This is a genomic window from Natrinema sp. CRL1 (assembly GCF_059162405.1).
This window is the reverse complement of sequence record NZ_JBLVOY010000003.1, coordinates 383,750-397,143: the sequence shown is the minus strand read 5'-3', so window position 1 is coordinate 397,143 and position 13,394 is coordinate 383,750. Positions and strand designations below refer to the sequence as shown.

The 13,394-nt window shown below is 65.6% G+C and carries 11 protein-coding genes; 6 read left to right on the top strand and 5 right to left on the bottom strand.

The genetic code is table 11. The features are described 5' to 3' along the window. Window positions 1-25 precede the first annotated feature (25 nt). Window positions 26-2,233: a universal stress protein gene (locus ACJYUO_RS12870; protein ID WP_494345756.1), complete on the top strand. Its 2,208-nt coding sequence runs from the start codon at window positions 26-28 to the stop codon at window positions 2,231-2,233. Window positions 2,234-2,403: 170 nt separating this feature from the next. Here ACJYUO_RS12870 and gcvH read toward each other — a convergent pair whose 3' ends face one another. Then, complete coding sequence (gene gcvH, locus ACJYUO_RS12865; RefSeq protein ID WP_494345755.1) at window positions 2,404-2,787, bottom strand: glycine cleavage system protein GcvH; 384 nt, start codon at window positions 2,785-2,787, stop codon at window positions 2,404-2,406. Beyond that, the gene (gene gcvT, locus ACJYUO_RS12860) at window positions 2,787-3,881 is read right to left on the bottom strand and encodes a glycine cleavage system aminomethyltransferase GcvT (protein WP_494345754.1); all 1,095 of its coding nucleotides are present in this window, start codon (window positions 3,879-3,881) and stop codon (window positions 2,787-2,789) included. Before gcvT ends, gcvH begins: the two co-directional genes overlap by 1 nt. A 218-nt stretch (window positions 3,882-4,099) precedes the next feature. On the opposite strand from gcvT, the gene ACJYUO_RS12855 reads away from it, so the two are divergent. Beyond that, on the top strand, window positions 4,100-5,581 hold the full coding sequence (locus ACJYUO_RS12855) for an aldehyde dehydrogenase family protein (protein ID WP_494345753.1): 1,482 nt from the start codon (window positions 4,100-4,102) through the stop codon (window positions 5,579-5,581). A 33-nt stretch (window positions 5,582-5,614) separates the two neighbouring features. On the opposite strand, the gene ACJYUO_RS12850 is transcribed toward ACJYUO_RS12855, so the two are convergent. After that, window positions 5,615-7,237 (bottom strand): S8 family serine peptidase, encoded by a 1,623-nt coding sequence (locus tag ACJYUO_RS12850; RefSeq protein WP_494345752.1) that lies wholly within the window; start codon window positions 7,235-7,237, stop codon window positions 5,615-5,617. 272 nt (window positions 7,238-7,509) lie between these two features. On the opposite strand from ACJYUO_RS12850, the gene ACJYUO_RS12845 reads away from it, so the two are divergent. Then, window positions 7,510-7,980, top strand: coding sequence for an NYN domain-containing protein (locus ACJYUO_RS12845; RefSeq protein ID WP_494345751.1), 471 nt, complete (start codon window positions 7,510-7,512; stop codon window positions 7,978-7,980). A 48-nt stretch (window positions 7,981-8,028) separates the two neighbouring features. On the opposite strand, the gene ACJYUO_RS12840 is transcribed toward ACJYUO_RS12845, so the two are convergent. After that, complete coding sequence (locus tag ACJYUO_RS12840; RefSeq protein WP_006431680.1) at window positions 8,029-8,301, bottom strand: DUF7513 family protein; 273 nt, start codon at window positions 8,299-8,301, stop codon at window positions 8,029-8,031. Further along, window positions 8,298-9,869 carry a Na+/H+ antiporter NhaC family protein gene (locus ACJYUO_RS12835; RefSeq protein ID WP_494345750.1) on the bottom strand — a complete coding sequence of 524 codons (1,572 nt, stop codon included), beginning with the start codon at window positions 9,867-9,869 and terminating at the stop codon, window positions 8,298-8,300. The genes ACJYUO_RS12840 and ACJYUO_RS12835 overlap by 4 nt, the downstream gene beginning before the upstream one ends. A 251-nt stretch (window positions 9,870-10,120) precedes the next feature. On the opposite strand from ACJYUO_RS12835, the gene ACJYUO_RS12830 reads away from it, so the two are divergent. From ACJYUO_RS12830 to hmgB, 3 genes are all read left to right on the top strand, one after another. Next, window positions 10,121-10,972: a TatD family hydrolase gene (locus tag ACJYUO_RS12830; protein ID WP_494345749.1), complete on the top strand. Its 852-nt coding sequence runs from the start codon at window positions 10,121-10,123 to the stop codon at window positions 10,970-10,972. 174 nt (window positions 10,973-11,146) lie between these two features. Further along, entirely contained in the window at window positions 11,147-11,725 is a 579-nt protein-coding gene (locus ACJYUO_RS12825; protein WP_138244811.1) for a DUF2150 family protein, read from the top strand. A gap of 215 nt (window positions 11,726-11,940) precedes the next feature. Next, the gene (gene hmgB / locus ACJYUO_RS12820) at window positions 11,941-13,278 is read left to right on the top strand and encodes a hydroxymethylglutaryl-CoA synthase (protein ID WP_494345748.1); all 1,338 of its coding nucleotides are present in this window, start codon (window positions 11,941-11,943) and stop codon (window positions 13,276-13,278) included. Window positions 13,279-13,394 lie beyond the last annotated feature (116 nt).

Here is a 13,394-nt window from a genome sequence, read left to right as displayed (position 1 = left end):
CCTCGCTACACGACACTCATCTCCAATGACAAAAGACCTCGAACGAGACCTCGGACTGCCGTCGGTGATGGCGATCAGTATCGGTGCGATGATCGGAAGCGGGATCTTCATCCTGCCGGCGTTAGCGATCAAAATCGCCGGCCCGGGCGTCATCGTCGCGTACCTGCTCGCGGGACTGCTCGTTGTCCCCGCCGCGTTGAGCAAGTCGGAAATGGCGACGGCGATGCCCGAAGCCGGCGGCACGTACATCTTCATCGAACGCGGCATGGGGCCGATACTGGGAACAGTCGCGGGCGTCGGTACGTGGTTCTCGCTCGCGTTCAAGGGCGCGCTGGCGCTCGTCGGCGGCGTTCCCTACCTCGTGCTTCTGTTCGATCTGCCGGTCAAACCCGTTGCGCTCACCCTCGCGGTAATCCTCATCGCCGTCAACGTCTTCGGGGCGAAACAGACCGGCCAGTTGCAGGTCGCGATCGTCGTCGTCATGCTCGCCGCGCTGGCGTGGTTCGTCGGCGGCGGGGCGACGGGAATCGACCCCGGCCAGTTCGACGGCTCGTTCGACGACGGCATCGGCGGCCTGCTCGCGGCCACCGGCCTCGTCTTCGTCTCCTACGCGGGCGTCACCAAAGTTGCGAGCGTCGCCGAGGAGATCGAAGATCCCGGCCGAAACATCCCGCTGGGCATCCTCGGCTCGCTGACGTTCACCACGATTCTGTACGTTCTCATCGTCGCGGTGATGGTCGGCATCTCGCCGCTCGAGGCTCTCGCAGATTCGGAGACGCCGATGGCGATCGCCGCCGAGGGCGCGCTCGCCCGACCCGGCGTCATCGCCGTGGTGCTCGCGGCGATCCTCGCGCTCGTCAGCACCGCCAACGCCGGGATCCTCTCCTCGTCGCGGTACCCCTTCGCGATGAGCCGCGACGACCTCGCGCCGCCCCGCTTTGCGACGGTCAGCGACCGGTTCGGCACGCCGACGACCGCCATCACGCTCACCGGCGGCGTCATGCTCGTCCTGATCGCGTTCGTCCCCATCCTCGAGATCGCCAAGCTCGCGAGCGCGTTCCAGATCCTCGTGTTCATCCTGATCAACGTGGCCCTGATCGCGTTCCGCCACGCCGATGTCGAGGAGTACGAGCCGAGCTTCGAGTCGCCGCTGTACCCGGCGATGCAGCTCTTCGGGATCGCGAGCGGCTTCGTCCTGCTGACCCAGATGGGGACCGTCGCCCTCGCGGGCGCGGCCGTTATCACCGCGGGCAGCATCGGCTGGTACTGGGTCTACGCACGTCCGCGGATCGACCGCGCCGGAATCGCCGTCGACACGGTCCGCCGAACGACCGGTCGCTCGGCCGTCGACCGAACCGAAGACGCGCTCGAGTCGACGACCTCGAATGTACTCGTCGCGCTGACCGAAGGGACCGGCGAGGCCCGCGAGCGCCAACTGATCCGCATCGCCGCGGACGTCGCGCGCGAACGCGGCGGCGGCGTCACGGTCATCCAGTTCGACGAGGTGCCGGATCAGGTGTCGCTAGGCTACGCCTCCGAGACGCAGTCGCCGGCGGATCTCCAGTTCGAGGAACAGACCGGGGAACTGTGTCAGGAGTTCGATGTCCCGATCACGTACGGGGAGATCGTGAGCCACGACACGAAACACGCGATCGTCAACTTCGCGGCCCACGAGGGGGTCGACGCGCTGTTGATGGAACGCCAGCCCGGCGGGCTCCGCCACCAGTTCATCGGGAGTCCGATCGAGTGGATCCTCCACCGCGCCCCCTGTGACGTCGTCCTCGTCGAGGACCGCGACTTCGACGCCGTCGATGAGGTAACGGTGCTCACCGATCGGAGCCCGTTCGATCCGTCGAAAGTCAGGATCGCCGACGCGCTCGCCACCGAGTTAGACGCGACGGTCCGGCTCGTGTACGCGATCGAGTCGTCGGCGTCGGCCGACCTCAGACGGACGATCGAGGACTATCAGGACGAACTCGTCGAACTCTGTTCCGCGCCGGTCACGACCGAAATCATCGAAACGGACGGCTCGGTCGAGGGACTGATCGGGATCGCACAGACCGCCGAGTTCCTCGTCATCGGGCGCGACGGCGGACGGCTGCAACCCATCCTCGGGAACGACCTCGCGGACCGGCTCATCGACGCGACCGAGTCGCCCGCGCTCGGCGTACACGCCCACGGCACTCATCGGCCGGGACTACTCGGCCGGATCGTCGAACGGTTCGTTTTCTGACCGCAGTCGATCGACTCGGGTCGCGCCGGCTTGCCCCCATTTCTACCGCCTCGAGGGCACCTCGAACCGTCCTCGAGCGCAAAAAGAGAGAAGCGGCAGAGAGTGAGGAGTGTGAAGAGAACGACCGCTGTCGAGGAACGATAGCTGACTCGCGGCGAAAACGAACCGGGTCAGGCGATCTGTGCTTCGTACTCGTCGGCCGAGAGGAGCGCCTCGAGGTCGTCGAGATCGTCCGGTTCGATCTCGAGCATCCAACCCTCGCCGAAGGGGTCCTCGTTGACGAGTTCGGGGGCGTCGAACAGGTCGTCGTTGATCGCGACGACCTCGCCGCCGACGGGCGCGTAGAGATCGGAGACGGCCTTGATCGATTCGACAACGCCGAACTCGGCTTCCTGTGCGAGTTCGTCGCCCTCGTCGGGGAGTTCGACGAAGACCACGTCGCCGAGTTCGTCCTGTGCGAAGTCGGAGATACCCACGCGGACGACGCCGTCGGTCTCGAGTGCCCACTCGTGCGATTCCAGATACCGTCTATCGTCGGGAACGTCGAAGCTCATTATACTGTGTCGATGAAGGGTGTGGTTTCAACTCTTGCTTTTTTCGACTGGCCGCGGACGACCACCTGCAGGGTGGTCCCTGGCTCTGCGTACTCGACCGGAACGTAGCCGAGGCCGATCGGTTTCTCGAGGGTCGGGCTCATCGTGCCGCTGGTGACGGTGCCGATGACCCGGCTTTCGGTGGTCGTGATGTCGTAGCCGTGGCGCGGAACCCCGCGGTCGATCAGCTGGAAGCCGACGAGTCGCTCCTCGACGCCGCGGTCCTCGATCGCAGCCAGCGCGTCTCGTCCCACGAACTCGGTATCGAGGGCCACGGTGAAACCGATGCCGGCCTCGTAGGGCGTCCGCGGGTTCGACTCGGGGTCGAAATCCTGCCCGGCGAGTAGCAGGCCGGCCTCGATGCGGAGCGTATCGCGGGCCCCCAGCCCGCAGGGCTGGCAGTCGATGGCCGTCCAGATTTCCTCGGCGGCCGACCACGGGACGATCAGTTCGAAGCCGTCCTCACCAGTATAACCGGTTCGAGCCGTCCAGCAATCGACGCCGTCGATCGTCGCATACTGGGCCTCGAACCGGTCGAGATCGGTGACCGGTTCCTCGGCAACGCCCTCGAGCAGGTCGGCCGCGTTGGGTCCCTGAACGGCGAACATCGCGTACTCGTCGGTCCGGTTATCGACGGTCGCCTCGAGGTCCCAGTCGTTGCGGTAGCTGAGCCACCGTTCGTGGGTCGCCTCGTCGGTGCCGGCATTGGGGACGAAGAGGTAGGTCGGATGGGACTCGTCGGGAAGCCGATAGACGACGGTGTCGTCGATGATGATCCCGTCCTCGTCGGTGATGGCGGCATACTGGGAGTCACCGACCGCCAGCCGGGACACGTCGTTCGACGTCAGCCGTTGCATCAACGCCGTCGCGTCCGGGCCGGTGACGTGAATCTGGCCCATATGCGAGACGTCGAAGACGCCGACGTCCTCACGGACGGCCGCGTGCTCGGTCTGAATCGAATCGAACTCGACCGGCATGTCCCAGCCGCCAAACTCCGTAAACTTCGCCCCGCGATCGTCGTGTATCCCACGTAACGGCGGCGTCTGAAGCGGCATACCCGGAACGTCATCCGCGGAGTAGTAATGTCTTTTCGTCGCTCGAGCACGCTCGGCCGCTTGAGGCGGAGCTGGAGACGGCAGGAGAAGGGAGTCAACGGCCGGCGTCGAAACCGATCGCCCGCAGGCGGAGTAACTGATTCCGATTACAACGCGAGGGGCTACCGTCTCCGGTTGCCGAAAACATATGGCTGAAAATAACGTAGCCGGAAGACAGTATGAGTGCCCCGACGCTCGAGCCACAGGCCGACTGGACCCAGTTGTACATCGACGGCGAGTGGCGCGACGCCACCGGCGGCGAGACGATCCCCGTCGAGAACCCGGCGAAACAGGAAGTCTTTACCAACGTACCCGCCGGGACCGAGGCGGACGTCGACGCCGCCTACGAGGCGGCCGAGGCCGCACAGTCGGACTGGGCGGCGACGCCTCGAGCGGAGCGCAACGAGATCGTACAGAACCTGCTCGAGGAACTCAACGCAAACTTCGAGGAGATCGCTGGCCTGCTCGCGACCGAGGCGGGCACCCCCGGCTACCGCGCGATGGGCGAGTTCGCCACCGCGACCGGCGACGTGGAGATGGCACTGGAGCTCGAACCGCCCGAAGAGGAGGTTCGACCCTCGTCGTCGATCGACGACAAGGACAACCACATCGTCTACGAACCGGTCGGCGTCGTCGGGATCATCTCGCCGTGGAACTTCCCGCTCCATCTCTCCTTGCGAGCGCTCGCACCCGCGATCGCGCTGGGCAACACCGTCGTCCTGAAGCCGGCGACGGACACCCCGATCACCGGCGGGCTGCTGATCGCGACGCTCTGTGAGGCGGCGGGTGTCCCCGACGGCGTCGTCAACGTCGTCACCGGCCGCGGCTCGGAGATCGGCGACCGGATCGCCAACCACCCGATTCCGCGAGTCGTCTCCTTTACCGGTTCGACGCCCGTCGGCAAGGGCGTCGCCGAGCAGGCCGGCAAGAACCTCGCGCTGCCCGCCCTCGAGCTCGGGGGCAACGCGCCCTTTATCGTTACCGACGAGGCCGACCTCGAGCGGGCCGCTCGCGCCGGCGCGTTCGGTTCCTTCTTCCATCAGGGACAGGTCTGCATCTCGATCAACCGCCATCTGGTCCACGAGGACCGCTACGACGAGTACGTCGACCTGCTCGTCGATCACGCCGAGTCGCTCGTCATCGGCGACCCTTCCGAAAACGACGATGTCACCTTCGGCCCGGTCCAGAACGAAACCCAGCGCGACGATCTGGTCGAATTCATCGAGGGCTCGCTCGAGGCGGGCGCGACCCTCGAGACGGGCGGCGAGGCCGACGGCCTGTTCGTCGAGCCGACTGTCCTCTCGGACTGTACCAACGACATGCCGACGGCCTGCAACGAGCACTTCGGCCCCGTCGCACCCGTGATCCCGTTCTCGGACGACGAGGAGGCGATCGAACTGGCCAACGACACCGAATACGGCCTCTCGGCGGCCGTCTTCTGCGAGGACGAAGACCGCGCTCGCGACCTCGCCGATCGCGTCGAAGCGGGCATGGTCCACATCAACGACCAGCCGATCAACGAGGACCACAACGCGCCCTTCGGCGGCGTCAAACAGTCCGGGCTCGGTCGGTATCACGGCGAGTGGATCACCCGGGAACTCACCGAACCCAAGTGGATCTCAGTCCAGGGAGAGGAGCGCGATTACTTCATTTTCGAGTGATGCGGTGAGTGGCCGGCTGCGTCTCCGTCGGCGCTACCGTCCCCGTTCTTCGAGTCCCAACGTGTACTCGCCGCGGCCGCTGGTCGCGTAGACGTAGAACCGGAACGTCTCGTCGCCCTCGAGCGAGAGGGTCATCGACTCGACCGCATCCGTTCCCGTCAGCGACTCGTCGTAGCTCCACCGATCGGGTTTGCTGCCGTCGGCGGTGACGAAGAGGTCGACATCGCCGTCAGGAGAATTCTCGATTGAAATCGTGATCGAGCAGGGATCGGCGGTGTTCAACCCGTAGCTGTAGCGATCGCTCTCGCCCCACCAGCCGCTGCCGTCGAGCGTCCCACTCGCGCTCGCGGTGACGGTCTCGTCGCCGCACTCGCCGCCAGACTCGTCCTCGCTTTCGGCGTCGCCGCCGTCCGAAAACGGATCGGTTTCGACCGCTGCGGCCGCGTCGACGCGGCCGTGGCCCTGTTCGTCCGCGCTGAGGCCGATGTCGACCGCGGTTGCCCGCAGGTGCTCGCGGAGTTCTGCCCGCGAGAGGTCTGGATGGGCCGAGAGCGCGAGCCCCGCTACGCCCGAGACCACCGGCGCTGCCATCGACGTCCCAGACATCCGGGCGTACTCGTTCCCGGTCACGCTCGAGACGAGCCGAGACCCGGGCGCGGCGAGTTCGATCGCCGACCCGGTGTTCGAAAAGGACGCGACCGAATCCTCGTCCTCGAGCGCGGAGACGGCGACAACGGTGTCCTCCGCCGCGGGCGAGAAGACGCGGTCGCTGCCGTCGTTCCCGGCTGCGCCGACGAGGAAGACGCCGCGGTCGGCCGCGTACTCGCAGGCCGCGGTCAGCGTGTCGTAGGTGCCGTCGACGCCCAGCGAGAGGTTGACGATGTCAGCCCCGACATCGGCCGACCACTGAATCGCGTCGGCGATGTCCGAGAGCGATCCCACGCCGTTCTCGTCGAGCGCGCGGGCCGAGAGCAGCGAACAGTCGCTGATGCCCGCGTGGCCGGTGCCGTCGTCGGTCCCGCCCGCGGCGACGCCACTGACGTGGGTGCCGTGGTTCGCACCTCGAGCCGGGTACGGATCACCGTCGCCGTCGATGAAGTCCTCGCCGATCCGGTCGTCGACACACGCCTCGAGCGCGGGGTGGTCGTACTGGATTCCCTGATCGACGACGGAGATGACGACGTCGTCGCTGCCGCGGGTGGTCTCCCAGGCGGTCTCGCAGCCGATCTGCTGGGGGGCGTGTTGGCGGTCGTAGTAGGGGTCGTCCGGCTCGAGGAGCGACTGGACAGTCGCGTTCGGCTCCGCGTACTCGACGGCCGGCGAGTCGGTGATCGCGTCGATGAACGCCTCGCGAGCGTGCTCGGGTGCGTCCGTCGGAAACTCCACGACGGCGTAGCGGATCGTCTCGTTCGTGTGCACGACATCGGCGTTGCCCGGAACGGCGGCGCGGGCTTCCGCCGCCACGTCCGCCGCCGACGGGGAGACGCCGACCAAGATCTCGTCCGTCTTCGGCCCCGGATCGCGGCCGGGCGTCGCACTCGCGACGCCGCTCGAGCCGAGGAGGCCGCCGACGGCGATCGAGCCGGCACCGGTCAGAATCGTTCGGCGGTCGCAGGTTCGGTCGGGGGTGTCGTCGAGGGGACCGTTCTGTCTCATTCGGACGACAGTCACCAGTACCTGAAATTAGTAAACTCTTATCGAACTCGAGATTGTTTCGTTGGACAAATATCACATCCATTCGGTTAGAACCGAAGAACGATCGCACTTATACGGAGGATATGTGCAGGGCAGTGCTGAAACGTCGGTGAGCGCGCCGAGAAACCGCCGCGGTGTTTTCGAATTCCCGACCGGAAACGGACTGGTACGCCGCGGCTCGCCCACCGCCGCGTTTCGTCACATCTATCTCGCGGCCACGGGAATTCCGGGATATGTTCGACCGCGTTCGCGCCCGTCTCGCCCAGTCCGGCGACCCACAGCACGACGCCGAGCCGGCGGTGGGCCTGTTCGTCGACGGGCCGAACGTCTTCCGCGACGAGTTCGACGTCGACCTCGACGATCTCCGCGACGCGGCCCGCGACCTCGGACGGGTCGGCGTCATCCGAGTCTACCTCGACGAACACGCCACGCCCGGCCTGATACAGGCCGCCGAGGCCCGCGGCTTCGAGGTTATCGTCACCAGCGGCGACGTCGACGTGAAACTCGCCGTCGACGCGACCGCGCTGGCCGGCGACGGCACCGTCGATCGGCTCGCGATCGCCTCACGGGATACCGACTTCAAGCCCGTCCTCGAGTACGCGGGCACCGTCGGCGTGGAAACGATCGCGATCGCGCCGGGGTCACACGGTCGCTCGGACGCGCTGCAGAACGCGGCCGACGATGCGATCACGCTCGATCCGTGAGGCGGCGCTGCAGCGTTGAAAACGAGGAAAAACCAATTTTCCGGAGCGCTACCGGTCGTACGAGCTCTCGCCGACGACCTCGACAAACTCGCCGCGACCGCTCGCGGCCGCCTCGTCGAACTCCGTGACGCGGACCCGTACCTGCTTTTCGATGCAGTCCGGCCCGGCACCCTCGACGATCAGTTCGGTATCGCCGATATAGGCACGACCAGACGTGCCGTTCGATTCCGCGATGAAGACGTCGACCTCGCTGCCCTGCTCGAGGGCGGGCCGGGACGTGCGGAAGCGCCAGCCCTTGAAGTACTTGCCGAGGAGGCTCATACGCGAGCCACCTCCTCGGTCTCGCGGTCGGTTATGTACTCGCGGCCGAAGCCGGTCAGCGCGGCGACGATGAAGACGGCGACCAACAGCCAGCCCTGAAAGACGTACGGGACGACGTCGATCGGCGTGACGACCATCGACTGCTCGAACCACTCGAGGTCGCTAGGCAGTTGCTGCATCGCGCCGTAGGCGGCGAGAACGCCGCCGGACCACGGGAAGATGTAGCCCATGGCGGCGGTCTGGCCGTCCAAAATGTTCGCTCGGCGGTAGCCGTTCAGGTTGAACCGCTCGCCGACCTTCGAGATGTAGGGCCCGATCGCGACCTCGGCGGCGGTGTTGATCGTGATGATCGCGTTGATCAGCGCCGCGGTGCCGACCATCGTGAGTTCGGCGTTACGGACGTTCGTCGCGAGGTTCTCGATGGACCACTCGAGCAGTACCTCGAAGGCACCGCCGCGGATCATGATCTGGGCCGCGCCGATGATCAGGAGGACGAGAATCGAGAGTTCGAGGAACCCAGCCACGCCGTCCATCAGGCTCCCGCCGACGCCGACCGCGTCGGGCTCCTCGACGATCGTGAGGATCGGTAGGGACTCGAGCGGGCCGGCCAGCGGTGCGTCTTCGGGCGCGTTGAACATGACGATATCGCCGAGGCCCGTCAGGCCGAAGACGAGGTTGAAGACGATCGCGATGACGATCCCCCACGAGATCGCCTCGACGATGTGGCGGCCGGCGACGGCCGCGCCGATCACGGCGAGCATCGAGATCACGTGGACGAGGCCGATGGCCTCGCTGCTCTCGAGGAAGATCGCTTGGGCCTCCGCACCGACGTCGAGGCCACCCATCATCCCGCCGGCGACGACGTAGCCGGCGAACGCGATGACGGCGGCGACGATGACGTACTTGAACCGCGAGGCGACGACGCCGCCGATATCGGCGTCCTGCGTGACGGCGCTGACGATCGTCGTGTCGCTGACGGGTGCGAGGTTGTCGCCGAAGATCGCTCCCGAGAGGATCGCGCCGAACAGCAAGACGGGGTTCGCGCCGAGCAAGACGCCCGCCGGGAAAAAGAGGCCGACGAATGCGACGCTCGCCCCGTAGCCCGTCCCAATCCCCGTCGTGAAGACGGCGGCGAGGACGAACGTGATCGCCGGGAACAGCGCCGCGCCGACGCCGGCGGCGTCGGCCAGCCAGACCAGTCCACCGACGAAGCCGCCGTCCTGTAGGAGCTGGGCGAACATGCCGGCCCAGATCCACGCCACGATCGCCGTCACCGCGACGGGCTGGGTCATCCCCTCGAAGATCGTGTTGGCGTAGGACTGCCAGTTCCCCCGGACGAAAAACATTCCGAGGATCAGCCCGACCAGGATGCCGACGATGAGGCCGCCGGTGTCGCCGATTCGCCAGAGCGCGGTCTGAACGATAGCCCAGACGATGAAAAACGCGATCGGAAGGGCGCTCATCCCGCGGCCGCCGTAGAACTCGACCGTCGGCCCGCCTTCGGTTTCGCCGCTGATGAACTGGTCGGCCGCCCCCTCGTCGGACGGCGATTCTCCGTTCGTACTCATAATCGATCACTCATACTGAAACACATTCGTCCTAACTGGATGGGTCATCATAACTATTGTTGACAGAATCGTCCAATTCGATAGTCGATCGGTATCAATCCTTTACTCAGTACGGCCGAAGGTTGTGATTTACCTATCGAATTCCGATCGGATCCCGGCCGGTCTTCGATCGGTTTCCGTACTCGCTCGCGACCGTCACTCTCCGTACCGAAGTCGGTGACCTTTCCAGCGCGGACCGCCCAGTAGCGGCTATGATCGACGAGACGCCGATCCTGGACGACCACCTCCACCTCGATCCGGACCACCACCGCGGTATCGACGCCGTTCGGGACTTCGCTCGGCTTGGCGGCACCCACCTGCTCGTAGTGAACAAACCCTCCTGGCACCTCGGCGTCGAGGCCGAGTCCGGCGAGGACTTCCGCGAGGTCTTCGAGCGAACCATCGACATCGTCGCCGACTCCTCGAGCGAACTCGAGGGCCGCGCGTGGCCCGTCCTCGGGGTCCATCCGGGACTCGTTTCGCGGCTGGTCGACGAGCGCGACTTCGCGCCCGAAGAAGCCCGAGATTTGATGCAGGCTGGGATCGACGTCGCCGCCGAATACGTCGACGCGGGCGAGGCGCTGGCGCTGAAATCCGGCCGGCCACACTACGAGGTCGACGACGCGGTCTGGGACGCCTCGAACGCGGTCATGCGCCGCGCGTTCGAACACGGGGCCGACCTCGAGTGTGCCGTCCAACTCCACGCAGAGGCCAGCGAGGACATGACCGCGGTCGCCAACTGGGCCGAGGACGCCGGCATGCCGGCTCACAACGTCGTCAAACACTACGCGAGCGGCCGGCTCGAGGGGCCGACACCGAGTGTGATGTGTGATAAGGACCGCCTCGAGACCGCCGTCGAGCGCGGCGAGCCGTTCTTGATGGAGACCGACTACATCGACGACCCCGATCGGCCGGGCGCAGTGCTCGGTCCCAAGACGGTTCCCCGACGAGTCCGGTGGCTCCTCGAGAACGGCCACGACGAGGCGGTCCGGAACGCCCACGTCGAGACGCCGAAGCGGGTGTACGGAATCGATACGGAGGCGACCCTCGATCGAACGGCGTAATCACTGCTTACGTTTGCTCGAGTGCGGACAACAACGCAGCGACAGGCAAGTGGCAAGACGACGCGAGAGCGGGGCTGTAACTGCGCCTGAGCGGTTTTTCCCCGTCGGTCAGACGGTCACGCGAACCGTCCAGTGTAGAGAAAGGCCTTTCAAGCGGCCGGTGTAGGTGTCTGTATGAGCAATCCCCCGACCGAGTTCTACTCGGAGGAACGCTGGCAGAACTGGATCGATCGAATCAAAGACGAAGACATCGATCCGGAGGACGAAGACTCGGCTCGACTCCTGCTCAACCTGCAGGACGACACAGCGATCGCGATCGCCAAGATCGTCGCGGCCTACGACGACGGGGAACTCGGCGAGGAGGAAACGCTCGAGGAGATCAACGACGTTCGCGAGATCGTCCTGAGCGAAGTCGACATCGAGGACGAGGAGAAACTGATCCTCGTCGACGGCGTCCAGACGAGTCTAGTCTGTGTCTTCTTTGCGGCAGAAGAGTACGTCGCCAACGGCCCGGCCGAGGAAGGCACCGTCGGCGACTACCTCAGCGCGGCGGCCGACGCCGAGGCCGAGGAGGACTTAGACGCCGCCCTCGGCTATGCGGCACAAGCGGGGACGCTGATCATCGACGAGCAGGACCTCGACATGACCGTCGCCGAGGACCTCGACTACGGCCTCGTGACGGAGTGGATCAACGGCCTCGACAGCCTCCAGAGCGCGATGAGCGATCCCGAGGTCGTCGAGGAAGACGAATAACTGCGTTCGCGGGCGCGAGGTCGCGTATTCTCGACGGACAGTACCACAGGTCAGATAGCCGTCGGTGAGTCTCTCTGAGCGACAGTCCACGCGCTGTGGGCGGAACGCAACGCGTCCCATCGCAGCCTCGTCGACTCGAGCACAGCCGGGTTTCATCGACAATCGTCGAAATTCTGAACGACAATACCTTGTATCATCACCTGTATTGACCAGACATGACTGCAGTCGGTATCGACGCCGTCGAAATTTGGACCGGGAACCTCAAACTCGATCTCCCCGGTACGTTCGCCCCCGAAAAGGGCGAAGACCCGGAAAAGTACACGAAGGGGCTCGGCCTCAACGCCAGTTCGTTCCCCGACAGCTACGAGGACATCGTCACGATGGGCGCAAACGCCGCCCACCGGTTGATGGAACGCAAAGGCCTCGAGCCCGACGATATAGGTCGAATCGACGTCGCGACCGAGAGCGCGTTCGACAACTCCAAGCCGGTTTCGACGTACGTCGCTGGCTGTCTGGAGCAGGTCTACGAGGGCGACTTCCACCACGCGAACAAGGGCGAACGGAAGTTTGCCTGCATCGCGGGGACCCAGAGCTTAGACGACGCGTACAACTGGATCCGCGCGGGCCGCAATCGCGGGCGCTCGGCGCTGGTCATCGCGACCGACACCGCACTCTACGCCCGCGGTGACGACGGGGAGGCGACCCAGGGTGCCGGTGCCGTCGCGATGCTGATCAGCGAGGACCCGAACCTGGTCGAACTCTCCGCCGAACAGGGCTACGGCTCGGCCGACGAGACGGACTTCCTCAAACCCAACCAGCAGTTCCCGAGCGTCGACGGCAAACGCTCCGTGCAGGTCTACCTCGCGCGGATGCGCGAAGCCCTCGAGGACTACGAGAGCGTCGCGGGCGAAGTCCATCCCGACGACCTCGTCTTCGCCCCGTTCCACACGCCGTTCCCGGGGATGGTCCGGAAGGCCGCCTTGCTCGCCTACCGCCACATCACCCGCAACACGGAGTACGAGGACGAACTGGCCGAAGAGATCGGCCGCCAGCCACGGCCCGAGGCGTTTGACTCCGACGACGAGTACCGTGACGCCCTCCGGGAGTACATGGACCTCCTCAAGGACACCGAGCAGTACGCCGAGTGGTACGAGACGACCATCGATCCGACGCTGACGATCGCCCGCGAGGTCGGCAACTGGTACACCGGCTCCGTCCACGTCGCCCGCGCGAGCGCGCTCAAACACGCCCTCGAGCAGGACCGCGAGATGACCGGCGAGCAACTGCTCGTCGGTTCCTACGGCAGCGGCGCGCAGGCAGAGATCCACTCCGAGACGGTTCGGGAGGGCTGGGCCGAGGAGATCGAGGCCTTGAACGTCGACGAACAACTCGCCGAGCGCTACGAGATGTCGTGGGACGATTACGAGGAGATCCACGACGCCCACAACCACGAGATGGACGTCGACGTCGAGGAGTTCACCACGCCCGACGAGGAGTTCGTCTTCGACGGCTGGGGCCGTATGGGCGAACGGAAGTACCGATACGTCGAGTAGCGGTTTTTTAGCGTAGATTTTTGCGAGCGAGCGCTTGCGCGAGCGAGGAAAAAGGTACGTCGGTATGGGCGAACGGAAGTACCGATACGTCGAGTAGCGGTTTTTTAGCGTAGATT

Excerpts from the sequence above, each read along its gene's own strand:
- ACJYUO_RS12845 (WP_494345751.1), top strand. The coding sequence starts at position 7,510 with ATGTTCGACCGCGTTCGCGCCCGTCTCGCCCAGTCCGGCGACCCACAG.
- ACJYUO_RS12825 (WP_138244811.1), top strand. The coding sequence starts at position 11,147 with ATGAGCAATCCCCCGACCGAGTTCTACTCGGAGGAACGCTGGCAGAAC.
- ACJYUO_RS12840 (WP_006431680.1), bottom strand. The coding sequence starts at position 8,301 with ATGAGCCTCCTCGGCAAGTACTTCAAGGGCTGGCGCTTCCGCACGTCC.
- gcvH (WP_494345755.1), bottom strand. The coding sequence starts at position 2,787 with ATGAGCTTCGACGTTCCCGACGATAGACGGTATCTGGAATCGCACGAG.
- ACJYUO_RS12855 (WP_494345753.1), top strand. The coding sequence starts at position 4,100 with ATGAGTGCCCCGACGCTCGAGCCACAGGCCGACTGGACCCAGTTGTAC.
- ACJYUO_RS12850 (WP_494345752.1), bottom strand. The coding sequence starts at position 7,237 with ATGAGACAGAACGGTCCCCTCGACGACACCCCCGACCGAACCTGCGAC.
- hmgB (WP_494345748.1), top strand. The coding sequence starts at position 11,941 with ATGACTGCAGTCGGTATCGACGCCGTCGAAATTTGGACCGGGAACCTC.
- gcvT (WP_494345754.1), bottom strand. The coding sequence starts at position 3,881 with ATGCCGCTTCAGACGCCGCCGTTACGTGGGATACACGACGATCGCGGG.
- ACJYUO_RS12830 (WP_494345749.1), top strand. The coding sequence starts at position 10,121 with ATGATCGACGAGACGCCGATCCTGGACGACCACCTCCACCTCGATCCG.
- ACJYUO_RS12835 (WP_494345750.1), bottom strand. The coding sequence starts at position 9,869 with ATGAGTACGAACGGAGAATCGCCGTCCGACGAGGGGGCGGCCGACCAG.
- ACJYUO_RS12870 (WP_494345756.1), top strand. The coding sequence starts at position 26 with ATGACAAAAGACCTCGAACGAGACCTCGGACTGCCGTCGGTGATGGCG.